The sequence below is a fragment of the Actinoplanes auranticolor genome (genome assembly GCF_018332655.1).
Classification (GTDB): Bacteria; Actinomycetota; Actinomycetes; order Mycobacteriales; family Micromonosporaceae; genus Actinoplanes; species Actinoplanes auranticolor.
This window is the reverse complement of sequence record NZ_BOQL01000040.1, coordinates 1-24,514: the sequence shown is the minus strand read 5'-3', so window position 1 is coordinate 24,514 and position 24,514 is coordinate 1. Positions and strand designations below refer to the sequence as shown.

27 protein-coding genes and 1 pseudogene are annotated in these 24,514 nt (G+C 71.0%); 19 read left to right on the top strand and 9 right to left on the bottom strand.

Annotated features, from left to right (window positions below; all coding sequences use genetic code 11):
* Window positions 1–2: 2 nt before the first annotated feature.
* The gene (locus tag Aau02nite_RS24745) at window positions 3–203 is read left to right on the top strand and encodes a hypothetical protein (RefSeq protein ID WP_212990953.1); all 201 of its coding nucleotides are present in this window, start codon (window positions 3–5) and stop codon (window positions 201–203) included.
* Window positions 204–265: 62 nt separating this feature from the next.
* Here the strand turns inward: Aau02nite_RS24745 and Aau02nite_RS24740 are convergent, their stop codons facing one another.
* Window positions 266–919 carry a fasciclin domain-containing protein gene (locus Aau02nite_RS24740; protein WP_212990952.1) on the bottom strand — a complete coding sequence of 218 codons (654 nt, stop codon included), beginning with the start codon at window positions 917–919 and terminating at the stop codon, window positions 266–268.
* 301 nt (window positions 920–1,220) lie between these two features.
* Between Aau02nite_RS24740 and Aau02nite_RS24735 the strand changes: the two are divergent.
* A pseudogene (locus Aau02nite_RS24735) lies at window positions 1,221–1,996 on the top strand (helix-turn-helix transcriptional regulator); the annotation flags it as partial.
* Window positions 1,997–2,250: 254 nt separating this feature from the next.
* Entirely contained in the window at window positions 2,251–3,462 is a 1,212-nt protein-coding gene (gene rho, locus Aau02nite_RS24730) for a transcription termination factor Rho (RefSeq protein WP_212990951.1), read from the top strand.
* Window positions 3,463–3,475: 13 nt separating this feature from the next.
* Here rho and Aau02nite_RS24725 read toward each other — a convergent pair whose 3' ends face one another.
* Both Aau02nite_RS24725 and Aau02nite_RS24720 read right to left on the bottom strand, forming a co-directional pair.
* Entirely contained in the window at window positions 3,476–4,135 is a 660-nt protein-coding gene (locus tag Aau02nite_RS24725) for a fasciclin domain-containing protein (RefSeq protein WP_212990950.1), read from the bottom strand.
* A gap of 89 nt (window positions 4,136–4,224) precedes the next feature.
* Window positions 4,225–4,992: an alpha/beta fold hydrolase gene (locus Aau02nite_RS24720; protein WP_212990949.1), complete on the bottom strand. Its 768-nt coding sequence runs from the start codon at window positions 4,990–4,992 to the stop codon at window positions 4,225–4,227.
* Between the two features lie 137 nt (window positions 4,993–5,129).
* Between Aau02nite_RS24720 and Aau02nite_RS24715 the strand changes: the two genes are divergently transcribed.
* Entirely contained in the window at window positions 5,130–5,702 is a 573-nt protein-coding gene (locus Aau02nite_RS24715; protein ID WP_212990948.1) for a hypothetical protein, read from the top strand.
* Window positions 5,703–5,741: 39 nt separating this feature from the next.
* Entirely contained in the window at window positions 5,742–7,145 is a 1,404-nt protein-coding gene (gene sthA / locus Aau02nite_RS24710) for a Si-specific NAD(P)(+) transhydrogenase (RefSeq protein ID WP_212990947.1), read from the top strand.
* 34 nt (window positions 7,146–7,179) lie between these two features.
* On the opposite strand, the gene Aau02nite_RS24705 is transcribed toward sthA, so the two are convergent.
* The gene (locus Aau02nite_RS24705) at window positions 7,180–7,983 is read right to left on the bottom strand and encodes a L,D-transpeptidase family protein (RefSeq protein WP_212990946.1); all 804 of its coding nucleotides are present in this window, start codon (window positions 7,981–7,983) and stop codon (window positions 7,180–7,182) included.
* 101 nt (window positions 7,984–8,084) lie between these two features.
* Between Aau02nite_RS24705 and Aau02nite_RS24700 the strand changes: the two genes are divergently transcribed.
* The 4 genes from Aau02nite_RS24700 to Aau02nite_RS24685 all read left to right on the top strand — a co-directional run bounded on the left by Aau02nite_RS24700 (window position 8,085) and on the right by Aau02nite_RS24685 (window position 10,515).
* Window positions 8,085–8,540, top strand: a complete 456-nt coding sequence (locus Aau02nite_RS24700) for a TetR/AcrR family transcriptional regulator (protein WP_212990945.1) — start codon at window positions 8,085–8,087, stop codon at window positions 8,538–8,540.
* 4 nt (window positions 8,541–8,544) lie between these two features.
* On the top strand, window positions 8,545–8,892 hold the full coding sequence (locus tag Aau02nite_RS24695; protein ID WP_212990944.1) for a hypothetical protein: 348 nt from the start codon (window positions 8,545–8,547) through the stop codon (window positions 8,890–8,892).
* A gap of 162 nt (window positions 8,893–9,054) precedes the next feature.
* Window positions 9,055–9,693 carry a CGNR zinc finger domain-containing protein gene (locus Aau02nite_RS24690; RefSeq protein WP_212990943.1) on the top strand — a complete coding sequence of 213 codons (639 nt, stop codon included), beginning with the start codon at window positions 9,055–9,057 and terminating at the stop codon, window positions 9,691–9,693.
* A gap of 42 nt (window positions 9,694–9,735) precedes the next feature.
* Window positions 9,736–10,515, top strand: a complete 780-nt coding sequence (locus tag Aau02nite_RS24685) for a zf-HC2 domain-containing protein (protein ID WP_212990942.1) — start codon at window positions 9,736–9,738, stop codon at window positions 10,513–10,515.
* Here the strand turns inward: Aau02nite_RS24685 and Aau02nite_RS24680 are convergent.
* The 3 genes from Aau02nite_RS24680 to Aau02nite_RS24670 all read right to left on the bottom strand — a co-directional run bounded on the left by Aau02nite_RS24680 (window position 10,512) and on the right by Aau02nite_RS24670 (window position 11,693).
* The gene (locus Aau02nite_RS24680; protein WP_212990941.1) at window positions 10,512–10,745 is read right to left on the bottom strand and encodes a hypothetical protein; all 234 of its coding nucleotides are present in this window, start codon (window positions 10,743–10,745) and stop codon (window positions 10,512–10,514) included. The genes Aau02nite_RS24685 and Aau02nite_RS24680 overlap by 4 nt on opposite strands.
* Window positions 10,746–10,805: 60 nt before the next feature.
* Window positions 10,806–11,252 carry a large conductance mechanosensitive channel protein MscL gene (mscL, locus tag Aau02nite_RS24675; RefSeq protein WP_212990983.1) on the bottom strand — a complete coding sequence of 149 codons (447 nt, stop codon included), beginning with the start codon at window positions 11,250–11,252 and terminating at the stop codon, window positions 10,806–10,808.
* Window positions 11,253–11,339: 87 nt separating this feature from the next.
* Window positions 11,340–11,693, bottom strand: a complete 354-nt coding sequence (locus Aau02nite_RS24670; RefSeq protein WP_212990940.1) for an anti-sigma factor antagonist — start codon at window positions 11,691–11,693, stop codon at window positions 11,340–11,342.
* 200 nt (window positions 11,694–11,893) lie between these two features.
* Between Aau02nite_RS24670 and Aau02nite_RS24665 the strand changes: the two genes are divergently transcribed.
* From Aau02nite_RS24665 to Aau02nite_RS24625, 9 genes are all read left to right on the top strand, one after another.
* A complete protein-coding gene (locus Aau02nite_RS24665) occupies window positions 11,894–12,763 on the top strand; it encodes an STAS domain-containing protein (RefSeq protein ID WP_212990939.1) in 870 nt (289 codons plus the stop codon).
* A 3-nt stretch (window positions 12,764–12,766) separates the two neighbouring features.
* Complete coding sequence (locus Aau02nite_RS24660) at window positions 12,767–13,186, top strand: STAS domain-containing protein (protein ID WP_212990938.1); 420 nt, start codon at window positions 12,767–12,769, stop codon at window positions 13,184–13,186.
* A 23-nt stretch (window positions 13,187–13,209) separates the two neighbouring features.
* Window positions 13,210–13,602 (top strand): anti-sigma regulatory factor, encoded by a 393-nt coding sequence (locus Aau02nite_RS24655; RefSeq protein ID WP_212990982.1) that lies wholly within the window; start codon window positions 13,210–13,212, stop codon window positions 13,600–13,602.
* Window positions 13,599–14,630, top strand: coding sequence for a SpoIIE family protein phosphatase (locus tag Aau02nite_RS24650; RefSeq protein WP_212990937.1), 1,032 nt, complete (start codon window positions 13,599–13,601; stop codon window positions 14,628–14,630). Before Aau02nite_RS24655 ends, Aau02nite_RS24650 begins: the two co-directional genes overlap by 4 nt.
* A complete protein-coding gene (locus tag Aau02nite_RS24645) occupies window positions 14,627–15,973 on the top strand; it encodes a sensor histidine kinase (protein WP_212990936.1) in 1,347 nt (448 codons plus the stop codon). The genes Aau02nite_RS24650 and Aau02nite_RS24645 overlap by 4 nt, the downstream gene beginning before the upstream one ends.
* Entirely contained in the window at window positions 15,970–17,514 is a 1,545-nt protein-coding gene (locus Aau02nite_RS24640; RefSeq protein ID WP_212990935.1) for a fused response regulator/phosphatase, read from the top strand. Before Aau02nite_RS24645 ends, Aau02nite_RS24640 begins: the two co-directional genes overlap by 4 nt.
* 69 nt (window positions 17,515–17,583) lie before the next feature.
* Window positions 17,584–18,120, top strand: coding sequence for a PadR family transcriptional regulator (locus Aau02nite_RS24635; protein ID WP_212990934.1), 537 nt, complete (start codon window positions 17,584–17,586; stop codon window positions 18,118–18,120).
* Complete coding sequence (locus tag Aau02nite_RS24630) at window positions 18,117–18,806, top strand: ABC transporter ATP-binding protein (protein ID WP_212990933.1); 690 nt, start codon at window positions 18,117–18,119, stop codon at window positions 18,804–18,806. Before Aau02nite_RS24635 ends, Aau02nite_RS24630 begins: the two co-directional genes overlap by 4 nt.
* Window positions 18,803–20,326, top strand: coding sequence for an FtsX-like permease family protein (locus Aau02nite_RS24625; protein ID WP_212990932.1), 1,524 nt, complete (start codon window positions 18,803–18,805; stop codon window positions 20,324–20,326). Before Aau02nite_RS24630 ends, Aau02nite_RS24625 begins: the two co-directional genes overlap by 4 nt.
* A 37-nt stretch (window positions 20,327–20,363) precedes the next feature.
* Here Aau02nite_RS24625 and Aau02nite_RS24620 read toward each other — a convergent pair whose 3' ends face one another.
* A complete protein-coding gene (locus tag Aau02nite_RS24620) occupies window positions 20,364–22,451 on the bottom strand; it encodes a S9 family peptidase (protein ID WP_212990931.1) in 2,088 nt (695 codons plus the stop codon).
* Between the two features lie 129 nt (window positions 22,452–22,580).
* Here Aau02nite_RS24620 and Aau02nite_RS24615 point away from each other — a divergent pair, with 129 nt between their 5' ends.
* Window positions 22,581–23,756: an FAD-binding oxidoreductase gene (locus Aau02nite_RS24615; RefSeq protein WP_212990930.1), complete on the top strand. Its 1,176-nt coding sequence runs from the start codon at window positions 22,581–22,583 to the stop codon at window positions 23,754–23,756.
* Between the two features lie 24 nt (window positions 23,757–23,780).
* Here Aau02nite_RS24615 and Aau02nite_RS24610 read toward each other — a convergent pair whose 3' ends face one another.
* The gene (locus tag Aau02nite_RS24610; protein ID WP_212990929.1) at window positions 23,781–24,395 is read right to left on the bottom strand and encodes a dihydrofolate reductase family protein; all 615 of its coding nucleotides are present in this window, start codon (window positions 24,393–24,395) and stop codon (window positions 23,781–23,783) included.
* Window positions 24,396–24,514: the final 119 nt, after the last annotated feature.

Here is a 24,514-nt window from a genome sequence, read left to right as displayed (position 1 = left end):
CCATGCCGCTTCTCGGACAGCTCGGTCCGGCCGTCTTCGACGGCGTGGTCCGCGTCGGCAGCGGCCGGCTGCGGGTGGATGACGTCGTCGACGACTCCGTGGTCTGGATCGCGGTTCCCGCCGGCGATCTGCGGGTGCTGGTGCACATCAACCGGGCCGAGGCCGAGCCGGACCGCGTCGACATCGTCCTGCCGGACCTCTGAACGCCGGGCGAGGCCCCACCGAGCTGCGCGTCGGCAGCTCCGCGGGGCCTCAGCCGTACGGGTCAGGGCAGGTTGACCGGGCGCAGCACCCGGTCGATGGCGTGCGCGATCTGCCGGTTGCCGGCGTTGATGTTGAAGACGACGACGCGGGGGTTGCGGTCGTTCGTGTCGGCGTCCTTCAGCCAGACCTGGGCCGCCTTGTTCCGCGGGTGCCGCACGTCGACCTTCACGGTCTTGCCGAGGGCCGTCTTGAGCTTGGCGTTGTCCGCCTTCAGGGCCCGGCTCTTGGTCACGCGTACGCCCGGCACGACGTGGTAGAGCAGCACGCTCTCCACGGTGTTGATGCCGAGGCCGGCGATCGCGGTGAAGGCCTTCTTCTCGCTCGGCGTCTTGCGCGCCTTCGTCGCCTCCTTGGCCAGCTGCTGGAACGCGCCGTCGGTCGGCAGGAACGCGGTCAGCCGGGTCTGGCCCTGGGTGAGCACCTTGACAGGAGAGTTCGGCTTGGCCTCGAGCACAGCCAGCACGGCCGACTTCAGGATGTCGAAGTCGCGGGCGTTGTGGTCGAAGCCGCTCTTGTCCTTGAGCAGCACCTGCGCGAGGGACTTCTTGGCCAGGGGCTTGGTGCTCGCCTGCGCGCCGGTGGTGGCGACAGTGGTGACCATGACGGTGGCCATGGTGGCGACGGTCAGGCGGGTGGCGATCCGGGCTACGTTCATCAGCGGACCTTTCCTCTTCGAGCGGCGGGTCGTGACTGCTGTCACGACTGATGCTTCGTCGGCCGGGGTCCGCGCGGATGCACTGTGCGGCCCTCGCGGGCCGCATTTCTGCGAGCGGCCCGGAACGCCTCGCGGCGGGACCGGAGTAGTCCGGTCCCGCCGCGCTCACTCAGGTGAGATCGTGTGACGGATCAGAAGATGGTGGCGAAGTTGTTCCAGCCGCCGCCGATGGTGCGGACGCCGCTGTAGGGCTTGCGGTTGTCGCGGGCGAAGTTGTTGGAGTAGAGCAGCATCGAGCCGTCGGCCTTCACGCGGGCTCGCTGCTCTGCTGGCCAAGGTGGAGGCCGACGTCGCGGTGCGGCAACGGCAGGTGGACGCGACCAGGGCTGCCATCGCCGCCATCGCCACCGCCCACGACGGGCATCACCGGGGCGGGGAAGGCCGGGTCCTGGAGGGGACGGACACCGTACGGGAACGGCTGGCCGAGCTGGCCCACACGGCCCGGACCGAATGCCTGTCCTTCACCACCGGCCGCGCGCAGACCCCGGACACGATGGCCGCCGAGACCTCGCTCAACGAGCTGGCACTGGGGCGCGGCATCCGGATCCGCAACGTGTACCAGGAGAGTTTCCGGAACGACCCGGCCACCGTCGCGCACGCCCAGCGGATGGCGAAGCTCGGCGGCCGGTCCCGCACCACGCCGACGCTGCCGATGCGGATGGTCATCGTCGACTGCGAGACAGCGCTCGTCCCCATCGATCCGGACAATCCGCGTCAGGGGGCGCTGGAGTTGCGCAGCCCGGTGTCATCGCCGGGCTCGTCGCCCTCTTCGAACAGGTCTGGTGCAGCGCGACGCCCTTCGGCGAGCCGGCGGTGGTCGACGAGCGCGGTCTGGGCCCTCAGGAACGTGAGCTGATCCGGCTGCTCGCGGCCGGGCACACCGACGAGGCCGCGGCCCGCAAGCTGGCGATCTCACTGCGTAGTGTGCAGCGCATGATGACCTCCCTCACCGAGCGCCTGAACGCGGCCAGCCGGTTCCAGGCCGGGGTACACGCCGCCCGCCGCGGATGGCTATGAGCCGGCGGGAACAACACCGTCCCATCTGCGGTTACTGTGGGTACGGCGGTGCTCGGTCCTTGTGGCGGTGGCCCGGGCACGCTACCTTTAGCGCAGTCAGGACCTGGATGTAGGCGGCGCTACCGCCCCTGGGAATCCCGATCGGCCGAGTTCCAGACACCGGCCCCCGTTTCTTTTTCCCGGCGCACGAGCTGTCGTTGATTTTCCGCAGCCGCGCCCACGCGTATCCGCGTACCTCAGATGAGGAGAGCCCCATGACAGAGCGTGACGTTCGCTCCGGCGAACGCCGAACCTCCCATACCCGCCGCCGGCCCACCGGCACCGGCCCGCGAAACCGGCCGGCCGACACCGGCCCCGGCGCCCCCGGCGCCGATGTCGCGGTCGACGGTCTGCTCGACATCGTCGACGACAAGGCCTGGCTGCGCGCCGACGGCTATCTGCCCGGCCCCGACGACATCGCGGTGTCGTCGGCTCAGGTTCGCAGCCACGGCCTGCGCCGCGGTGACCATGTCACCGGCATCGCGCACGTCCCCAGCGGCCGCAAGCCGGCCACCCTCGACGTCGTCACCATCAACGGCGAGGACCCGCTACGGGCCACCCGCCGTCCCGATTTCTACAAGCTGACCGCTCTGTACCCGCAGGAGCGGTTGCGGCTCGAGACCGAGCCGCACGTCCTGACCACCCGGGTCATCGACCTGGTGATGCCCATCGGCAAGGGCCAGCGCGCGCTGATCGTGTCGCCGCCCAAGGCCGGCAAGACGATGGTGCTGCAGGCGATCGCCAACGCCATCACGCGCAACAATCCCGAGGCGCACCTGATGGTGGTGCTCGTGGACGAGCGGCCCGAAGAGGTCACCGACATGCAGCGCTCGGTGCACGGCGAGGTCGTCGCGGCCACCTTCGACCGGCCGCCGACGGATCACACCGCCCTGGCCGAGCTCGCCATCGAGCGGGCCAAGCGCCTGGTCGAGGCCGGCCGGGACGTGGTCGTGCTGCTGGACTCGATCACCCGGCTGGGCCGGTCGTACAACCTGGCCGCGCCGGGCCGCGGCCGCACGATGTCCGGTGGTCTGGACTCCACCGCGCTGTATCCGCCGAAGCGTTTCCTCGGCGCCGCCCGCAACATCGAGCACGGCGGCTCGCTGACCATCATCGCGACCGCGCTGGTCGACACCGGGTCGGCGATGGACACCGTCATCTTCGAGGAGTTCAAGAGCACCGGCAACGCCGAGCTCAAGCTCGACCGGTCGCTGGCCGAGTCCCGGCTGTTCCCGGCGATCGACGTGACCGGCTCGGGCACCCGGCACGACGAGGCGCTGGTGGCGCCGGCGGAGCTGGCCCTGATGCACCAACTCCGCCGGGCACTCGGTGGTGAGGACCGCAAGCAGAGCATGCGGCAGTTGCTCGACCACCTCAAGGCGACCAGCACGAACGCCGAATTCCTGCGTCGCGCCGCGCGCACCTAGAGGACGGGCACGATCAGGGCAGGTCGACCGGGCGCAGCACGCGGTCGATGGCGTGCGCGATCTGCTTGTTGCCCTTGTTGATGTCGAAGGCGACGACCCGCGGGTTGCGGTCGTTACGGTCGGCGTCGATCAGGGCCACCTTCTTGGTGCGCCACCACGCCCGGTAGACGTCGACGGTGATCGTCGAGCCCGCGGCGGTGGTGAGCTTGGCCCCGTCGGCCTTGAGCGCGGCCTTGCGGTCGACCGTGGCACCCGGCACGACGTGGTAGAGCAGCACCGCCTCGACGGTGTCGATGCCCAGGCCGGCGACCGTGGTGAACGCCGCCTTCTCGGTAGGCAGCTTGCGGGACTTGCTGACCTCCTGGGCGAGCTGACGGAACGCACCGTCGGTGGGTAAGAAGGCGGTCAGGGCGACCGTGCCGTCGGTGAGAACCTTGACCGGGCTGGCGGGCTTGGCGTCCAGCACCGCGAGCACCGCCGCGGTGAGCACGTCGAAGTCCTTCGAGTTGCGGTCGAAGCCGCTCTTGTCCGCGGTGAGTACGGCGGCGAGCGACTTGGTGCCGAGCGGTTTGGTCTTGCCGTGGGCCTGCGCGGGCGCCCCGAGAGCAGCGGAGGCGAGAACGGTGGCCGTGGCTCCTGCGGCGATGCGGGTGGCCAGTCGAGCGATGTTCATCAACGCGCCTTTCGTCATCCGTACCGGTCAGCGGCGGGTGCCGCCTCCTGGTGTTCGCCCCCGGCCGGGGCGCTGGATGCACGTGGCGGTCACCGATCCAGGAATTCACCCAGCAGGCGCTGCCAGGCCGCCGGCTGGTCGAGGTGGACGTCATGGCCCGAGTCCGGGATCGTCACCAGCTCGACGTCGGGACGCAGTTCGAGCATCCGCGCGACCTCCTCGTCCGGGATCCGGCTCTCCGCGCCGCGGACCAGCAGGGTCGGCACGCGCAGCCGCTGCCAGCTCTCCCATTGCGCGGTCGCGGCGACCTCCCGGATGGCGGCCTCCATGATGTCGGCGTCGAACCGCGGCCAGTAGCCGTCCGGCCGGTGCTCCAGCTCCTCGGCCCAGGCGCGGGCCAGGGATCCGGCCCCCAGGAACTCGACCGCGGCCGTACGGGACGGGAACGGCACCGGCCAGGAGGCGAACCACTTGCCCAGCCGACCGGGGTAGTCGTCCTCGCTCCCGCCGACCCCGCCCTCCAGCATGACCAGCCGGCTGACCAGCTCGGGATGCCGCGCCGCGGTCAGCATCGCGGTGTGGGCGCCCATCGACTGGCCGGCCAGGGCCACCGGGCCACCGCCGGCCAGCGCCTCGACGACCCGGGCCACGTCGGCCACGTACGCCTCGCGGGACAGGTCCGCCGGGCGCCGGATGCTGTGGCCGTGACCGCGCTGGTCAGGGGCGATGACCTGGTGGCCGGGCAGCGTCACCGTCATCTCCCGGGCGCTTCCGGCCAGTCCGTGCAACAGCACCACCGGCGGACCGTCCGGTTCGGAGACCAGGCAGGACAAGTGCTCAACCATGACACGCCGCATGTCCCCATCATCGGTTCGCCGCACCGGCGCCCGCACACCGGACGTTCGGGCAGTTAACCCGCCCGCTCCGGACAATTCAGCTCACGGCAGAGCGAAGTCGCTGGTCATCCACCATTTCGGCGTGCCAGGCTCTGCTGGTGAACTCAGACCCAGCCACAGTGCCCACCCGGGTGTACACCGCCGGGCAGACGGACGCCGGTTGGCGTTCCATGTCCATGCTGGTCCGGCATGTGCAGCGGGGTGGTCACCCGGTCGCCGTGACGCCGACGGTCGAGCTGCAGCCGGAGGAGAAGCAGTACGGCTCCTTCCTGGCCGACGTGTCCGCGTACTTCTCCACCAAGGTGGACTATTCGAGCAGCATCTTCGCCAGCGGTGGACTGTTCTTCACCGGGCACAGCACCGAGCAGAGCAGCGCGGCCCGGGCCGGCTGGAGCGACGGGGAGCGGCGGGCCGTGACCGTCACCAGTCAGCGGGTGCTGGTCGGCGACTCCGCGTACGACTTCCGCTCGCTGATCATGATCCAGCCCAACCCGCTCGACTGGTCGGTCAACCTCTACTTCCAGGGCGCTCAGCCGGTCATGCTGCGCGGGCCCTGGGTGCCGTGGATGACCGTGGTCATGTGCGCCGAGCTCTACGGATCGCCCTGGCCGCCCGGGCACGCGCCGGAGATGGATATCCCGATCAAGGATATGTGCGAAAACGCGCAATAGCGCGGGCGCGGGCCGGAAGATCCTGCCACGCTGAGGCCCGTGTATGACTACGACCTGTTGGTGCTGGGCTCCGGGCCCAGCGGTCAGAAGGCCGCCATCGCCGCCGCCAAGCTGGGCAAGCGGGTCGCCATCGTCGACCGTCGCGACATGCTCGGCGGGGTGTGCATCAACACCGGGACGGTGCCGTCCAAGACCCTGCGTGAGGCCGTGCTCTACCTGACCGGCCTGAGCCAGCGCGACCTGTACGGCAGCAGCTACCGGGTCAAGGAGCAGATCACGGTCAGCGACCTCGCGGCGCGGACCCAGCACGTGATCACCCGGCAGACCGACGTCATCCGCAACCAGCTCGCCCGCAACCACATCGCGATGCTCACCGGTACGGGCCGCTTCGCCGACGCGCACGCCATCTGGCTCGACGGCGGCACCGGGCACGACACCAAGGTCAGCGCCGACAAGATCGTCATTGCCGCGGGCACCCGGCCGGCCCGGCCGGACAGCGTCGACTTCGACGACCGGACCATCGTCGACTCCGACGGCGTGATCAACCTGGAGAAGGTGCCGCGCAGCATGGTCGTGGTCGGCGCCGGGGTGATCGGCATGGAGTACGCCTCCATGTTCGCCGCCCTGGGCACCAAGGTCACCGTGGTCGAGCGCCGGGAGAAGATGCTCGAGTTCTGCGACGAGGAGATCGTCGAGTCGCTGAAGTACCACCTGCGCGACCTGTCGGTGACGTTCCGGTTCGGCGAGGAGGTCGCCGCCGTCGAGCGCCACCAGACCGCCGCCCTGTGCATCCTCAAGAGCGGCAAGAAGATCGCCGCCGACACGGTGATGTACTCGGCCGGTCGCCAGGGTCAGACCGACGACCTGGCGCTGGAGGCCGCCGGGCTGAGCGCCGACAAGCGCGGCCGGATCGACGTGGACACCAACTACCGCACCGCGGTCGACAACATCTATGCCGTCGGGGACGTCATCGGCTTCCCCGCGCTCGCCTCGACCTCGATGGAGCAGGGGCGGCTCGCGGCCCAGCACGCGTGCGGCGAGCCGGCGCGCGAGATGCACGAGCTGCAGCCGATCGGCATCTACACGATCCCGGAGATCAGCTTCGTCGGGAAGACCGAGGACGAGCTGACCGACAGCGCGACCCCGTTCGAGGTGGGCATCGCCCGCTATCGCGAGCTGGCCCGCGGGCAGATCGTCGGCGACTCGTACGGGATGCTGAAGCTGCTCGTCTCGCCCGACGACGGCCGGCTGCTCGGCGTGCACGTCTTCGGCACGGCGGCCACCGACATCGTGCACATCGGCCAGGCCGTGATGGGCTGTGGTGGCACGGTCGACTACCTGGTCGACACGGTGTTCAACTACCCGACGCTGTCGGAGGCGTACAAAGTGGCGGCCCTGGACGCCAGCAACAAGATCCGCAACATCACCAGGATCGACGGTTAGCAAGGATCTTGCCCGGGTTTCCGCCGCGGGTCGCTCAGTAGACCCAGACCCGGGTGTCGATCGGGATCTTGTCGTTGTTCCACAGCCAGTTCATCGCGGCGATGGACAGCCGGGCGCAGCCGTGCGAGGCCGGGTACGGCGGCACGCTGTTCGCCCCGTGCACGGCGATGCCGCCGTTGAAGTACTTCGGCCGCCAGAGCAGACCCAGCGGTGCGTGCCGCCAGCCGTCGATCTGCCGCGACACCCGGAACTTGCCGCTGGGGGTGTCGGCCAGGAACATCGCGCCGTTCTGCTCGTAGCGCTCCATCGAGCCGGTCGAGGTGTTGAAGATGTGGCTGACAGTGCCGTCGTCGACCAGCATCAGCAGCTGACGCTTGAGGTTGATCTCGATGACCCGGCCCTTGTTGCTCTTCGCCTCGGGCCGTACCCCCTGGTCGAGGGCTTTCTGGGTTTTGGGCCCGACGACGCCGTCGCGGCCCAGGCCCGCCGCCTTCTGCAGCGCGTAGACCGCCTGCTGGGTGCGGCCGCCGAAGGTGCCGTCGGCCTTGCCGTTCCAGTAGCCGAGGTCGGTCAGGCGCTGCTGCAGCGCCACGACCCGGGCGCCCTTGACGCCGGTCTTCAGCTTCTCCGGTTTCGGCGCCGCGGTGGGTTTCGTGCTCGGACTCGTGCTCTGGCTGGGCGAAGCGGTCGGGCTCGGGCTGGGCGACGCGGCCGGCGACGGCGCGGTGGCGGGCACGGACGTGGGCGCGGCGGCCTGCTCGGAGCCGCCGGAGTCGCACCCGGCCGCCAGCGTGACGAGGGCGGCCACCGTCGTCGCGTACGTCAGAGCTCGTCGCATGGTCACACGCGAAACCTCTCAGTGTGGCCACCGCCCCGTCAAGGGAGATTTGAGAACGATCGTTCTTGACTGATCGTTCTCGAACGGCTTATCGTAGGGGCATGGGCCGGCCACGGGGATTCGACGAGGATGAGGCCGTGCGCGCAGCCGTCGGGCTGTTCGGGCGGCAGAGCTTCGCCGGCACCAGCGTCGACGACCTGGTCAGCCACCTCGGGGTGCACCGCGGCAGCCTCTACAAGACGTTCGGCAGCAAGCGCGGGCTCTATCTGGCCGCGCTGCGGCAGCACGTCGACCGGGACGTCGCCGCGGCGGCGGAGGTCTTCGCGGCGACGACCGGCATCGACGCGGCAGTGCACCGGATCGCCACCGCGGGACCGGATCTCGGGCTGCTGTTGCTGGCGCTGGTCGAGCGGGCACCCGTCGATCCCGAGGTGGCCGTGGAGACGAGCCGGGCCCTGGCCCGGCTGCGGGACGCCCGGGCGGATCTGGACCAGGCCCTGGGCCTGCTGCTGCGGACGCGGGCCATCGGGCCCGCGCCGGAATTCGTGGGGGAGTGACGTCATGGCACACGTACGCATCGAGGGCGGCGATCTGATCGTGGAGATCGAGGGGCTGAACAAGGTCTGGGCGCTCAAGAGCAGGATCACCGTCCCGCTGACCAACGTGCGGGGCGCCACCGTCGATCCGGGCATCATGGGCGAGCCCAAGGGCGTGCGCTCGCCCGGCACCCACATGCCCGGCGTCATCGTGGCCGGGACGTTCCACTCCGGCGGCGAGCGGATCTTCTGGGACGTGCGCGACGCCCGGAAGGCGATCGTCATCCAGCTCGAGGACGAGCAGTACGCCCGGCTGGTCCTCGAGGTCGACGATCCGCACGCCGCGGTCGACCTGATCGAGCACGCGTTGTGACGGGCGCGGGCCGTACCGCCGAGGGGTGGGGCGGCCCGCGCGATCAGGCGGCGGTCAGCGGGCGGTGAGCCGGATTGAGTTCCAATCCGGCGGCTGAAGCCCCCCGATCGATCGTGCGACCGGTGGATGCTGGGGTGAAAAAGAATCAAGTACCCTTCGCCTATGTCATGGAAGGCGAGTGCCCGGCACGGCGTCCGCGAGGCGCCCGCCGGCCTCGCCCTGCTGCAGGATCTGGTGAACACCCGCGGTGGCATGTCCTTCGCCCCGGACCTGCTCGGCAGCGCCGACGACGCGCAGCGGTGGCTGACCGACGCGCTCGGCACCTGGTCTCGGGTGGCCGGTCTGCCCGCGCCGGTGATCCTGCTGTCCTCGACCGACATGCGCTCACTGCGCCGGCTGCGGACCACCTTCGAGAACGTCATCCTGGCCGGGGGGCGTAACCCCGAGCCGGACGGCGCCCTGCCGCCCGCCGACGTGCCGGTCAGCCTGGTGCCCGACGCCGACGGCTGGGTGCGGATGGTGCCCAGCGGCCGGGGCACCCGATGGCTCGCCTCGGCTCTGTGGGCCGAAGCCCTGCTCGCCCAGCAGGCCGGCCTCTGGCCCCGACTCAAGCTGTGCCACAACGTCGACTGCCGGGCCGCCTTCTTCGACACCTCGCGCAACAACAGCGGCGTCTGGCACGACGTCAGCACCTGCGGAAACACGGCCAACCTGCGGGCGTTCCGGGAACGCAAGCGGCTGATGGGCAACTCCGGCAGCCAGCTCGGCGGTCCCAGCGTGCAGCGGCCCGACCTGCACTGAACCCGCGGGAACCAGGAGCCCTCGGCGGGCGACTATGGGGGTATGGCGTGTGAGCGGTGGCGCGAGTTGGTGTCCGCGCAGCTGGACGGCGAGGACGACCCGGCCGATCGGCCGCGGGTCGAGCAGCATCTGGCCGGCTGTGCCGGCTGCCGGGAGTGGCTGGAACAGGCGGCCACGGTCAACCGGCTGACCCGTACGGGCCTCGTGCCGGACGTGCCCGACCTCAGTGCGGCCATCCTGGCTGCCCTGCCGTCCGCCCCGGCGCGCAGTCGCCGGCGGCTCGGCTCCGGGCCGCTCTTCGTCGCCCTCGCGGCGGTCGGCGCGGTCCAGCTCATCCTCGGGCTGGCCCAGGTCGGTGGCGGGGCCAGCAGCGCCCATGTGCACACCGGGCTGGACGCGACGCCCGGGCACCTGTGGCACGAGTCGGCGGCCTGGAACGTCGCCGTCGGGGCGGGCTTCCTCTTCATCGCGCTGCGCCGCAGCCGGTCAACCGGCCTGGTGCCGATGCTGACCGCCTTCGTCGGCATGCTCCTGCTGCTGTCGGTCAACGACCTCTCGGCGGCCCGGGTCGACACGGCGCGGCTGGTCAGCCACGGTTTCGTGCTGCTGGGCTACCTGATCGTGGTGGCGCTCTCGCGGGTCGGCGGCGACTCGGCCCGCCCGCCCGGTGACCGGGTGGCCGGTGGCAACGGCTGGCACTTCGTCCAGGAGGAACAGGTGCCCGAGCCGGCTGTGCCGAAGCTGCGCCTGGTGCCGCGTGGACCGCTCACCGCCGCCGCGCCGGTGCCGGGCCGGGACGCGGAACGACGCCGGGCTGCCTAGCGGGTGGGCGGGCGGACCGACAGCTCGCGCCACTCGTCCGGGCCGACCAGCAACGCCCGCACCATGTCCAGCGCGGCGTCCTCACTGTCGTACTCGAAGAAGTGCGAGACGCCGTCCGAGCCGCCGGCGCGCTGCTCGACGTACCACTGGTCACCGCTCGTCCGCAGGTAGACGTCCTTGCGGGCGATGCGGCCCCACCTGCCGTTCCACCAGTGCTTACGCTGTTCCATCCCGGCACTGTATCGAACATCTGTTCGAACAGTGCCGGGTGGGTTGATCTTTTCGCGGAATCAGCGCTGCGGCGGGTCCTGCTGCTGGTGCCGGCCCAGGATGTCGTTGACCGCACCCGGCGCGACCTGCTGGCGGACCAGCGCGTCGCGGATCTCGGTGAGCAGCTTCACCTCTTCGCTCGGGGCCTCCGGCGGCGGCTCCTCGCCCCGCTTGCGCCGCTCGGCCAGCTTGTTGAGCGGGAAGACGACGAGGAAGTAGAGCACCGCCGCGGTCAGCAGGAACGTGATGACCGCGTTGATGAAGCTGGCGTAGTCGAACTTCACGCCGTCGACGTCCCAGGTGCCCGCCGAGGCGCCGGTCCCGCCGCCGAGAAGCTGGATCAGCGGCTTGAGGAAGGCGTTGGTGAAGGCGGTGACGACCGCGGTGAAGGCCGCGCCGATGACGATGCCGACGGCGAGGTCAACGACGTTGCCCCGCATGATGAAGTCTTTGAAGCCTTTGAGCATGGACAAGAGTCACTCCTGCGCGTGAGGCGGGGGTTCGCCGGGCAGGAGTTTCCCATGGTCCGTCGCAGACAAACCAGGCGGATCGGCTCAGTCGAGCGCGGGCTCCTCGGCCGTCACGGCCTCGTCCACCGTCGGGTAGGTGTGCAGGACCTCGACCAGGCCGCTGACCTCGAGGATGCGCAGCACCCCGCGTTGCGGGGCGGCCAGGCGCACGACCCCGCCGGCGTCGTCGGTGCTGTTCTTCGCGCGCACGAAGACCGACAGCCCGGTGGAGTCGCAGAACGACACGTCCGCGAGGTCGAAGACCAGACGGGTGCGCCCCTTCTCCAGCAGGTCGCTGATCTGGTCCTGGAGCTGCGGCGCGGTGGCCATGTCGAGTTCACCGGCGACCGACACGACGACCATTTCGCCGCGCTGTTCCGTTTGTACCGTCAAGGACATTCAGGACCTCCAGTTATGTCCCGAACGCTACTCCACGGCGGGACGGGTGCGCAGAACGGGGACCGAGTTGGTGCCGAGATTTTAGTTGGCCTACAGCAAGTAACCGCGGACACGGTGGTAAAGTCCGGCCGTCCCTCGGTGACGACTGCCCGCGACTCGCGGGGCCGCTCCCAGGAATGATGACTATCAGGGAGGCGGCGGTGGCGCTGAGTACCGATGAGGTAGGACGCTTCGCCGGACTGCTGGAGAGTAACGGCGATGCGCTGACCACCGCCTGGACCGATGCGGTGGCGACCCTGCTGCGCGGCCGGCTCAGCCACGCCGAGCTCCACCGGCAGATCGCGGAGCTGCAGAAAGGCTTCCAGTCGGCGCTCGCCGGCGGGGCGGGCGATCTGGAGGCCGACGCCGCGGGAGAGCTGCGCGGGCTGCTCAGCGAGCTGTCCAACACCCGCGCCCGGCAGGGCTTCAGCGCCACCGAGACGGCGGTCAGCATCTTCGCCCTCAAGGAGGCCATGCTGACGGTTCTGGGCCAGGACGGGGACATCAATGCGACTACGCTGCGTGACTACGTCTCCTTCTCGGCCTTCGTCGACCGGGCCGGGCTGTTCACCTTCGACAGCTACGTCCGTGCGCGCGAGGAGCTGATCTCCGATCAGGCCGAGCAGCTGCTGGAGCTCTCCACCCCGGTGGTGAAGCTGTGGGAGGGCGTCGTGGCCGTCCCACTGGTCGGCACCCTGGACTCCGCCCGCGCCCAGGTGGTGATGGAACGCCTGCTGCAGACCCTGGTGGACACCGGCTCGCCGTACGCGATCATCGACATCACCGGGGTCCCGGCCGTGGACACCCAGGTCGCCCAGCACATCCTCAAGACCGTGGTGGCCGCCCGGCTGATGGGCGCCGACTGCATCATCTCCGGCATCCGCCCCCAGATCGCCCAGACCATCGTGGCGCTGGGCATCGAGTTCGGTGACATCGCCACCAAGGCGAGCCTCGCCGACGCCCTGCGCCACGTCCTGCGCAAGGCCGACGTCAACGCCGGCCGGCGCGGTGCCGGACGCCGGGAGAGCTGAGCCGTGGAACGCGTACCGGTCCTGAAGATCGGCGACATCCTGCTGGTGTCGATCCAGATCGACATGGAGGACCAGACCGCCCTGCAGCTGCAGGAGGATCTGGCCGACCGGATCGTCGAGACCGGCTGCCACGGCGTGATCATCGACATCAGCGCCCTGGACATCGTCGACTCGTTCGTGGGCCGCACGCTGGCCACCATCGCCTCGATCTCCCGGGTGCTGGACGCCGAGACGGTGGTCGTCGGCATGCGCCCCGCGGTGGCCATCACCCTCGTCGAGCTCGGTCTGTCGCTGCCCGGCATCCGCACGGCGCTGAACGTGGAACTCGGCATGGCGCTGCTCGCCCGCGAAAGGGACTTCGAATTCAAGGACATCGATGACGACGAGGACGACGCCGACGAGGCCGTCGTAGCCGCATCGTGACGGCCGGGGACGACATCGCCGCGATGGAGACTCTGGCCATCCGCTCCGACCAGGATGTCGTCCGGGTCCGCCAGCTGGTCCGCACCCTTGCCGTGTCGGTCAAGCTCTCCCTGGTCGATCAGACCAAACTCGTCACGGCCGCCAGTGAGCTGGCGCGCAACACCCTGGTCTACGGTGGCGGTGGGACCGTCGCGGCCGGCCGGGTCGACAACGGTCGCCGCAGCGGCATCCGGATCGTCTTCAGCGATCAGGGACCGGGCATACCCGACCTGGATCTGGCGCTGACCGACGGCTACACCACCGGCGGTGGCCTGGGTCTGGGTCTGAGCGGGGCGCGCCGGCTGGTCGACGAGTTCGACATCGACACCGCAGTCGGTCAAGGTACGACGATCAGCGTGATCAAGTGGTGCCGATGAGCGGAGGCGCGGTGGCAGTGCTACCCGAGGGACTCCTCGACGCGGGAGTCTGGTTCCGGGTGGAAGCCGCCGGTACGGCCGCAGCGGTCCGCCGGGCCGCAGAGAGGCTCGCCACCGAGCTGGGTATGCCCGCCGCACGCATCGCCGATCTCGCCATCGTCGCCACCGAGGCCGCGAGCAACCTCGTCAAGCACGCCGACGAAGGGACCCTGCTGCTGCGCCCGGTGCGCGTACCGAACCGGGCCGGGGTGGAGATTCTGGCCCTGGACCGGGGCCCCGGCATGGCCGACATCACACGTTCCATCGGCGACGGGCACTCCACGGCCGGCACGCTGGGCATCGGCCTCGGCGCCATCGTGCGCCAGTCGAGCTGGTGCGACCTGCATTCCGTACCGGGACAGGGCACTGTCATGGCCCTGCAGGTGTGGGCCGGCGAGACCCCGCCGCAGGCCTGGGCGGCCGGGCTGACCCGGGCGCTGGCCGGCGAGCCGGTCAGCGGTGACGGCTTCGCCGTGCGCGAGGCCGAGGGCCGCCGGCAGGTGCTGGTCTGCGACGGGCTCGGGCACGGGCGGCTCGCCCACGCGGCCACCCAGGAAGCGGTCCGGGTCTTCGCCGACACCCCCGCCGCGCCGCCCGCCGCCGTCGTGGAGGCGCTGCACCGCAAGCTCAGCCACACCCGGGGTGCCGCGCTCGCCGTGGCGGAGCTCGACCCCGGCGCCGGCCTGGTCCGCTATGCCGGCCTGGGCAACATCGCCGGCACGGTGCTCAACCCGGACGGCAGCCGGCGCGGCATGGTCTCGCTGCCCGGCATCGTCGGGCACCAGCGCCGGCAGATCCGCGAGTACGACTACCCGCTGCCGGCCGGCGGCATCGTGCTGATGCACTCCGACGGCGTGGTCGATCGCTGGAAGGCGACCGACTATCCGGGTCTGCTCTCGCACTCCCCGCAGGTCATCGCGGCGACCGTCTTGCGCGACGCGGGCACCCGGCGCGACGACGCCGGCGTCCTCGTGGCGCGTGTGTCATGAACAGCCCCGATCCGCTGGTGAGCACGCGGATCCGGGTGGAGCAGGATGTGTTCGCCGTGCGGCAGCTGGGTCGCGAGGTGGGCCGGTTGGTCGGCCTGGAGGACCAGGATCAGATCCGCCTGGCCACCGCGCTCAGCGAGGTCGGCCGGTTGCTGGTCGCGGCGGGCCGCGAGACCGAGGTGGTGTTCGCGGCGAGCCCGGACGGGGTACCTGCACTGACGGTGAAGCTGGAACACGCCGCGCACGGGGACGCGGACCAGCTCGCCGCTCAGCTGGCACAGGTCGCACGCCTGGTCGACTCGATGGAGGTAAGGGATGGCGAGACCGGAACGATCGTGCGGATGTCACGTCGACTCCCGCCGAACGCCCCGGTCCTGAGTCCCGGCCGTATGGATGACATTCGTAGCGAACTCACCGGACACGTGCCGGGATCCCCGTTCGACGAGCTCGCGGTGCAGAACCAGCAGCTCATCGCGACCCTGGACGAGGTACGCGCGCAGCGCGACGACCTGGCCCGGCTGAACGCCGAGCTGGAGGAGACCAACCGGGGCGTGATGGCCCTCTACCACCAGCTCTCCGACGAGCTGGAGGAGACCAACCGGGGCGTCGTCGCGCTCTACAACGAGCTGGACGAGAAGTCCGTGCAGCTGCGCGCGGCCAGCGAGGCCAAGAGCCGCTTCCTGGCCAACGTCAGCCACGAGCTGCGGGCGCCGGTGACCGCGATCATCGGCCTCGGCCGGCTGCTCAGCGACGACGCCTCCGACCCGCTCACCTCCGAGCAGGAGCGCCAGGTGGAGCTCATCCGGGGCTCCGCCGCCGACCTGCTGTCCCTGGTCAACGACCTGCTGGACCTGGCCAAGGCGGAGGCCGGCCGGCTCGAGCCGAACTGGAGCGACGTCGACCTCAAGGCGGTCTTCGGCCAGCTCCGCGGCACCCTGCGTCCGCTGGCCACCCGGCCCGGGGTCGACTTCGTGGTGGAGGAGCCCGCCGTGCCGCGGCTGCACTCCGACGAGGTGCTGCTCGCCCAGGTGCTGCGCAACCTGCTCACCAACGCGATCAAGTTCACCGCCGAGGGTTCGGTGCGGCTGGCCGCCACCCGGGTCGGCGGCGAGATCGAGTTCACGGTGGCCGACACCGGGGCCGGCATCGCGCCCGAGCTGCAGGAACGCATCTTCGAGGAGTTCTATCAGGTGCCCGGCAGCCAGGCGCTGAGCGGCAAGGGCACCGGGCTGGGGCTGCCGTACGCCCGCCGGCTGGTCGGCATCCTCGGCGGCGCGCTGCGGGTCTCCTCCGAACCGGGCAAGGGCAGCACCTTCACGGTCTCCCTGCCGGTGTCGCCATGACCCCGGCCACTGTGCTGGTCGTCGATGACAGCGCCACCAAGCGCTACCTGCTGGTGAGCTGGCTGTCGCGGGCCGGGTTCTCGGTGGTCGAGGCGGAGACCGGCGGGGAGGCGCTGCTCCGGCTCACCGAGGCGGACATCGACCTGGTCGTGCTCGACGTCAAGCTGCCGGACATGAACGGCTTCGAGGTCTGCGAGCGGATCAAGACCGATCCCGAGTACGGCATCCTGCCGGTCATCCACGTGTCGGCGCACGCGGTGGACGTGGTGGACCGGACCCAGGGCCTGAACCGGGGCGCGGACGCGTACCTGGTCGAGCCGATCGAGCCGGACGAGCTCATCGCCACGGCCCAGGCCGTCCTGCGCTACTACCGGGCCCGGCAGCGCGCCGAGACGCTGGCCGCCCGGATGGTCCGGCTGGCGGAGACGACGCTGGCCATCAACTCCGCCTCGACGCTGCCGGGCCTGCTGCAGGCGGCGGCCGACGGGGCCCACGAGATCTTCGGCGGACCGGTGGTGGTCGTGGCCGAGGCGGCCGACGGTGACGGCCTGGCCGCGGTGGCGAACGGCGCCCCCGCGACGGTGCGGTCATGGCCGGTCGAGCACCACGAGATCGCCGTCGGGTCCACCCTGCGTACCGACGAGCCGGCCGCCTGGAGCGACGCCGGCCCGTGGCCGGAGGGCGAGTCGGTCGCGGTGGCGGCGGCCCGGCTGCGCGGCGACCGTACGCCGGTCTACGTGGCCGTGCCGGCGAGCACGCAGAGCCCGGGCTTTCCGGTGCTGCGCCAGCTCGCGCAGGCGGTGGCGGCCGCGGTGGAGGCGCAGCGCTCGTACGACGAGGAGCACCGGATCGCCGTCACCCTGCAGCGCAGCCTGCTGCAGTCCCGCCTGCCCGACGTGCCGGGGCTGGAGCTGGCGGTCCGCTACGAGCCGGCCGGCGCGCAGACCGAGGTCGGCGGCGACTTCTACGAGCTGACCATGCTGGACGGCCGGCTGCTGGTCGCGATCGGGGACGTGGCCGGCCACTCGCTGCACGCGGCGACGGTGATGGCCGAGGTGCGGCACGCCGTCCGCGCGTACGCGGTGGAGGGCCATCCGCCGGGCGCGGTGCTGGAGCTGGTCAACCGCTTCATGCGGACGGTGCTGCCGGCCGAGTCGGCGACGCTGTGCCTGCTCACCCTGGAACCGGACACCGGCCGCGTACGCCTGGCCAGCGCGGGCCACCTGCCGCCGCTGCTGCATGTGGCGGGCGAGGCCCACTTCCTCCAGCCGCGCGGCCCGCTGCTGGGCATCAACGCGCCCCGGCCGGCCGACCTGGAGTTCATCCTGCCGCCCGGGGGCACGCTGGTGCTCTACACGGACGGCCTGATCGAACGCCGGGACGCGGACATCGACGTGGGGCTGAGTGCGCTGGCGAACTGCGCGACCCGGGTGGAGCCCAGCCTGGACGCCTTCTGCCAGCGGCTGCTGGTCAATCTCGCCGGCGCGGGGGAGCAGGCCGACGACATCGCGGTCGTCGCGCTGCGCCGTAGCGCCTCGTAACTTTTTCCTGACGCAACGCATAACACGATGACTTGACGCCAGCTATTCACTCAGTGAATAGTGAGGGCCATGTCCACGTCCCACTTGCTCCTGGGGTTGCTCTCCGTCGGGCCACAGCACGGCTACGACCTCAAACGAGCCCACGACACCCGGCTGCCGCAGGCCAAACCGCTGGCCTTCGGGCAGGTCTACGCGACCCTCGGGCGGCTGGAGCGGGACGGTCTCGTCGAGCAGGCCGGCCAGGACCGCGACGGTGGCCCCGACCGCACTACGTACGCGATCACCGACGCCGGGCGCGAAAAGCTCGGCGAGTGGCTCGCCGCCATCGAGCCGCCGGCCCCGTACGTGAACAGCGTCCTCTTCGCGAAGGTTGTCGTCAGCCTGCTCGCCAGCGGGACGACCGCGGCGACCGACTACCTGGTCGCCCAGCGCACCGCCCACACCACCCGGATGCGCGAGCTGACCGCGATCAAGACCACCCGGGATTCGACCGCCGGTGACGTCGTCGCCGCCGACTACGCCATCGCCCACCTCGATGCGGATCTGCGCTGGCTGCAGGCCACGCTGCTGCGCATCACCGATCTGCACCGAGAGGTGATCACATGACCGCCCTGCTCCAGGGAACCGGACTGCAGCGCTCGTACGGGCCCACCCCGGCGCTGCGGGGCATCGACCTCGAGATCGGCGCGGGCGAGATCGTCGCCGTCACGGGCCCGAGCGGTTGCGGCAAGTCCACCCTGCTGCACTGCCTGGCCGGGATCCTCCGGGCCGACGCCGGTGAGGTGCGCTACCGCGACCAGGACCTCGGCCTCCTGAGCGAGGCGAGCCGGTCCAGGCTGCGGCGGACCGAGTTCGGGGTGCTGTTCCAGTTCGGCCAGCTGGTGCCCGAGCTGACGGCCGCCGAGAACGTCGCTCTTCCGTTGCTTCTCGCCGGCTCGGGGCGGCGAGAAGCACGGAAGGCGGCGACTCTGTGGCTCGGCCGCTTCGGCGTCGGTGATCTGGCCGACCAACTGCCCGGCAAGATGTCCGGCGGGCAGCAGCAGCGTTGTGCGGTGGCCCGGGCGCTGGTCACCGAGCCCAAGGTGCTCTTCGCCGACGAGCCGACCGGCGCGCTCGACGTGCTGACCGGCGAGCAGGTGCTCACCGAGATCGTGCACATCGCCCGCCAGCAGGGCACCTCCGTCCTGCTGGTGACCCACGACGCGCAGGTCGCCGCGTACGCGGATCGCGAGATCGCCCTGCGGGACGGCGTGGTCGACCACAGCGGTCTCGGCCTGGGAATCGGCTCGTGAAAGCGGCGACACTGGCCCAGCTGGCCGTCGCCGGGGGCCGCACCGACAAGGTCCGGATGACCTTCACGGCGGTGAGCTCGGCCCCGGCCGCCGTGGTGCTGCTGGCGGCGGCGGCTGTGGTGGCCGTGCCGGAGCTGGGCACCGAGCAGGACGGCTCCGACATCTTGAACGAGGTGTACAGCAACTCCCTGCTCCGCGAGCCGGGGCTGCGGCCCGGAGTCGTGTTCACCCTGCTGATGCTGGCCGTACCGGTGCTCTTCCTGGCCGGCCAGAGCATCCGTTTCGGCAGCCCGGCCCGGGACCGGCGGCTGGCCGCGATGCGGCTGGCCGGCGCGACCCCGGGCCAGGCGGTCCGGATCGCCGCGGCCGAGACGGCGGCCGCCGCGCTGCTCGGCTCGATCGTCGGCACCGGCGCGTTCCTGCTGCTCCGGGTCCTGCTGCACCGGCGGCCGGCGGACGGCCGGCTGCCCCTGCCGACCGACGTGCTGCCGTCCGCGCTCGCCTTCACCGGGGTGCTGGTGCTGGTGCCGGTGCTCGCCGCCCTGATCGGCGCGTTTCTGCTGCGCCGGGTGATCATCACGCCGCTCGGGGTGGTCCGCCGGGTCCGGTCGCAGTCCCCACGGCTCTGGCCCGGGGTGCTCATCCTCGTCGGGGTGTTCGCGCCGCTCGTGATCCGGCCGCTCGGCGCGTTCCTCGCCCGCCTCGACGACACCGCCGGCGGGGACCTGGCCCTCGTCGTCGCCTTCGTGGGCGTGCTGCTGGCCGTGGCCGGCGTGATCATCGGTACGGGCTGGATCGCCTACACCGCCGGCCGGCTGCTGCACCGCTTCGGCCGCCGGCCCGCGATGCTGCTGGCCGGGCGGAACCTGATGGCGGATCCCTGGAACGGCAGCCGCACCCTGTCGGCGCTGCTGGCCGCGCTGGTGGTCGGGGCCGGCGTGCTGGCCTACCGCGCCTACATGGTGACCCATTTCGCCGTGACGAACGAGGCTCTGGCCCGTCGTGAGGACATCGTGGCGGAGTCCGACCAGGAGAGTTTCTTCCGGAACGCGGTGGACCTGGTGCGGATCGCTGTCGTCGTGGGAGCGCTGGTCGCGGCGGCCGGGATCATGGTCGCGCTGGCCGAGAGCATCGTCGCCCGGCGCCGCACCTACGCCGGGCTGATCGCCGCCGGGGTGCCGCGCGGGGTCCTGGGCGCCTCGATCGCCTGGCAGACGCTGGCCCCGCTGGTGCCGGCGGTCCTCGTGGCCCTCACGGTGGGAGTGAGCCTGCTGCGGGCGGTCGTCCCCGCCGAGGCCACCGGAAGGGGCGGCGCGACCTGCTCCGGCGGTCCGAGCGACTGCTACCCAGGATCGCCGAGCTGGGTGGAGCACCCGGTGGTGACCAGGGCGGTGCCCGTACCCCTGGACGATCTGCTGGTGCTCGGGGGCGGCGCCGTCGCGGTCATGCTGCTGGTCGTCGGGGTGGGTCTGCTGCTGCTGCGGCGCAGCACCGACCTGGACGAACTGCGGGTCGCCTGAGGCGGTGGCCCGGCCCCGGCGGGCCGGGCCACCCCGATCAGGTGAGGCCGACGGTGTCCAGGGTCCAGGCGAGCACGAACGCCTCTTCCTTCCACGAGTCGTAACGGCCGCTGGGGCCGCCGTGCCCGGCGCCCATCTCGGTCTTCAGCAGGTACGACCCGTCGGGCGCCACCGACCGCAGCCGGGCGATCCACTTGGCCGGCTCGTGGTAGAGCACCCGGGTGTCGTTCAGGCTGGTCACGGCCAGGATCTTCGGGTACGCCAGCTTCGCGACGTTCTCGTACGGGCTGTAGGACTTCATGTAGGCGTACACGTCGGCGTTCTCGAGCGGGTTGCCCCACTCCTCCCACTCCGTCACCGTCAGCGGCAGCGAGGGGTCCAGGATGGACGTCAGCGGGTCCACGAAGGGCACCTGCGCGACGATGCCCGCGAACGCCTCCGGCGCGATGTTCGCCACCGCGCCCATCAGCAGACCGCCGGCCGAGCCGCCGCGGGCCACCAGCCGCTCGGGCGTGGTCCACGACGAGGCCACGAGCGCCCGCGCGCAGGCCACGAAGTCGGTGAAGGTGTTCTTCTTCGTGAGCATCTTGCCCTCTTCGTACCAGCGCCGGCCCATCTCGCCGCCGCCGCGGATGTGCGCGATGGCGTAGACGACGCCGCGGTCCAGCAGCGACAGACGGGCGATGGAGAAGTACGGGTCCATGCTCATCTCGTACGAGCCGTAGCCGTACAGCAGCAGCGGCGCGGTGCCGTTGCGCGGCGTGCCCTTGCGGGCCACGACGGAGATCGGCACCTTGGTGCCGTCGTCGGCCACCGCCCACTCGCGGAACTGCTCGTAGTCCGCCGGGTCGTACCCGCCCAGCACCGGCTTCTGCTTGCGCAGCACCATCGCGCGGGTGATCAGGTCTACGTCGTAGACGGACTCCGGGGTGACCATCGAGGTGTAGCTGATCCGCACGATGTTCGTGTCGTACTCGGGGTTCCCCGCGAGGCCGACACTGTAGATCGGCTCCGGGAACTGCATGTCGTAGCTGTCGGTGCTGCCGTCAGCGAGCACCCGCAGCCCGGTGAGCCCGTCGCGGCGCTGCGAGACGACCAGGTGCCGCTGGAACGCGTCGACGGACTCCAGCCGGGTGCCGGGCTGGTGACCGATCAGCTCCACCCAGTCGCCCGGGTTGTCCACCGAGGTGTACGCGAGCGCGAAGTCCTCGGCGTTCTCGTTGTGCAGGATCAGGAAGCGGTGACCGTGGTGCTCGACGGAATACTCGACGCCCTGGACCCGCTCGCGGATGACGGCGGGCTCGGCGGTGGGCCGGGCCGCGTCGATGACGCGTACCTCGCTGGTGACCTTGCTGTTGGCGTCGATGACGATGAACTTCTCGCTGCGGGTGAGCTCCACCCCGACCCAGAAGCGCTCGTCGGCCTCCTCGTAGACGACCACGTCGTCCGCAGCGGCCTGCCCGACGATGTGCCGCCACACCTTGTTGGGCCGCCAGGCGTCGTCGACGGTGATGTAGAAGAGCGTGGAGCCGTCGGCCGACCACGCACTGCCGTAGAAGGTGTCGGGCACCTCGTCGCTGAGCACCTCGCCGGTGCGCAGATCCTTGACCTTGAGGACGAAGCGCTCGTCGCCGTCGAAGTCGACCGAGTAGGCGAGGCGGTCACCGGCCGGGCTGACGTCGAACGTGCCGAGCGCGAAGAACTGCTTGCCCTCGGCGAGCTCGTTGCCGTCGAGCAGCACCTCCTCGCCGGGCAGCGGGGCGCCGTCCCCGGTGGCGGGCGGGTCGACGTCACCCGGTGCGGCGGCGACGCGGCACTGGATGCCGTACTGCTTGCCCTCGACCGTGCGGGTGTAGTACCAGTAGCCGCCCTTGCGGCTCGGCACCGACAGGTCCGTCTCCTGGGTGCGGCCCTTGATCTCGTTGAAGATCGTGTCCTGCAGGTCGGTGAGGTGCGCTGTCGCCGCCTTGGTCCAGGCGTTCTCCGCCTCGAGGTAGGCGATGGTGTCCGGGTTCTCCTTCTCGGCGAGCCAGGAGAACTCATCCGTGACGGTGTCGCCGTGGAAGGTGCGCTCAGCGGGCACCTGACGGACCGCTGGCGGGGTCGTGGGCATGTCGGTGGTCACGCTGAACCACGTTACCGGGAGGGCGCAGCCCGGGGCGGTCACACGCACGTCTCCCCTCGCCATTCGAACATGTGTACGATATGCCAGAGTGGACGATCTTCGACCTGTGCGATCTTCGGGGGAGGGCTGATGGTGACCGCGCTTCCCGGGCGTGAGCCGCTGTTGCGCGCGCTGATCGACATATGTGGTCCCGACTTCGCCCGTGAGGCGGCCGCCCCGGACATGGTGGCCGGCCACCTGGCGAGCTTCGTCGCGGCACCGGCGACCACCCGCGCTGTGATGGACACGCTGCGGCTGGCCGCCGAGCGCGGCCTGGCGGTGGTGGCGAGGGGCAGCGGCTCCAAAATCGACTGGGGTGCCCCGCCGCAGGGCATCGACCTGCTGCTGGACACCCGCCGCCTGGACGGCATCTGGGACCACGGCCCGGCGGGGATGACAGCACAGATCGGCACGGGCACACCGGTGCGTGCGGTGCAGGCCGCGCTGGCGCTGCGCGGTCAGCGCCTGGCGGTCGACCCGCCGTCGCCGGAGGCGACGATCGGCGGCATGCTCGCGGTGAACGAGTCGGGACCGCTCCGCCACCGGTACGGCAGCCCGGCGGCCCAGGTCGACCGGATCAGTTACGTGGACATCGAAGGGATGCCGGCGGAATCGGACGGCGAGAACGGCAGCCCCGGCATCGCGGAGGTGGCCGGCGTGATCGTCTCGGCCGCTGTCCGCCTGCAGCCGCTGCCGGCGGCCCGGCGCTGGGTGAACGTGCCGGTCGCCACGCCGCTGCAGGTCCACGACGTGGTCGAGGCGACGCTGGCGCAGCGCCTCTCGCCGAGCGCCATCGAGGTCGACCTGCCGGTCCCGGCCGGCAGCCGCACGGCGACGCAGCCGGCCGGTGCACTGGCGGTGCTGCTGGAGGGCGATGCGGCGGACGCCGGCGAGCGTGCCCGGCGGCTGGCCACGGTCCTGGGCGGCGCGACCGCGGTGACGCCGACGGCGCCGAGGTGGTGGGGCAGATACCCGTTCGGGCGCGATGACGTGGCGCTGCGGATCGCTGTGTCCATCGCTGATCTGCATGCGGCGGTCTATGCGCTGCGGGACGTGGCCGGGATGGCGGTGCCGGTGCGCGGCTCGGCCGGGATGGGCACTGTGCACGCGGTGCTGCCGGGGACGCTCGCGCCGGAGCGGGTCGAGGGCATTCTGGACGCGGTGCGGGGAGTGCTGCTGGCCCGGGGCGGGCGGTGCGTGGTGGTCGCGGCCCCGCCACCGATCAGCACGACGGTGGCCATGGCGGGCCGGCGAGACCTCTTCTGACCGCTCGCCGGCCGGTCGGCCGGGTCAGCGGTAGGCGGGTTCCCGGGCCAGGGCGTCCGCGGCCAGGTGGCGGCCCAGCTTGGCCAGGGAGCCCACCGCGTAGGTCAGGTAGGCGAACTGGCCCATCTGGGCGACGTGGGTCAGCGCCAGCTGCTGCGAGGTCAGCCGGCGGGGCAGCAGCGGCGTACCCGCGCCGAGCATCACCGGGGCCATGGCCAGGATGATCTCGTCGAGCAGGCCCGCGTCCGCGAACTCGCTGACCAGGTCGCCGCCGCCGGCCAGCCAGACGTTGCGGCCCTGGGCGGCGACCATCATCGCCTGGTGCACCCGCTGCACGTCACCGCTGACCATGAAGACGTTGGCGTCCGGCACCGGCGGGAGCTCGCGGTGGGTGAAGACCCAGCACGGTACGTCGCCGTACATCTCGTGCCAGTTCTCCGGCTCCTCGAGCACGTTGTCGTTCTTCAGCACCCACTCGTACGTGGCGGCGCCCATCGCGAAGGCGCCCACGCCGGAGAAGAACGCGCCGAACGGGTTGTCCGTGCCCTCGTCGACCTCGAACAGCCAGTCGAGCGAATTGTCCAGATCGGCGGTGAAGCCGTCGATGCTGGTCGCGGTGTAGTACTGCGTCTTTGCCACCACATCACGATGCCATGGCTTAGCCGACAAAAGGGCCGATTCCGGCGTAGCGGATCATGCCGGCGGACGCCGCAGCGGTACGACAGAAACGCGCTAGATGTGATGTCCGGGGACGTTGG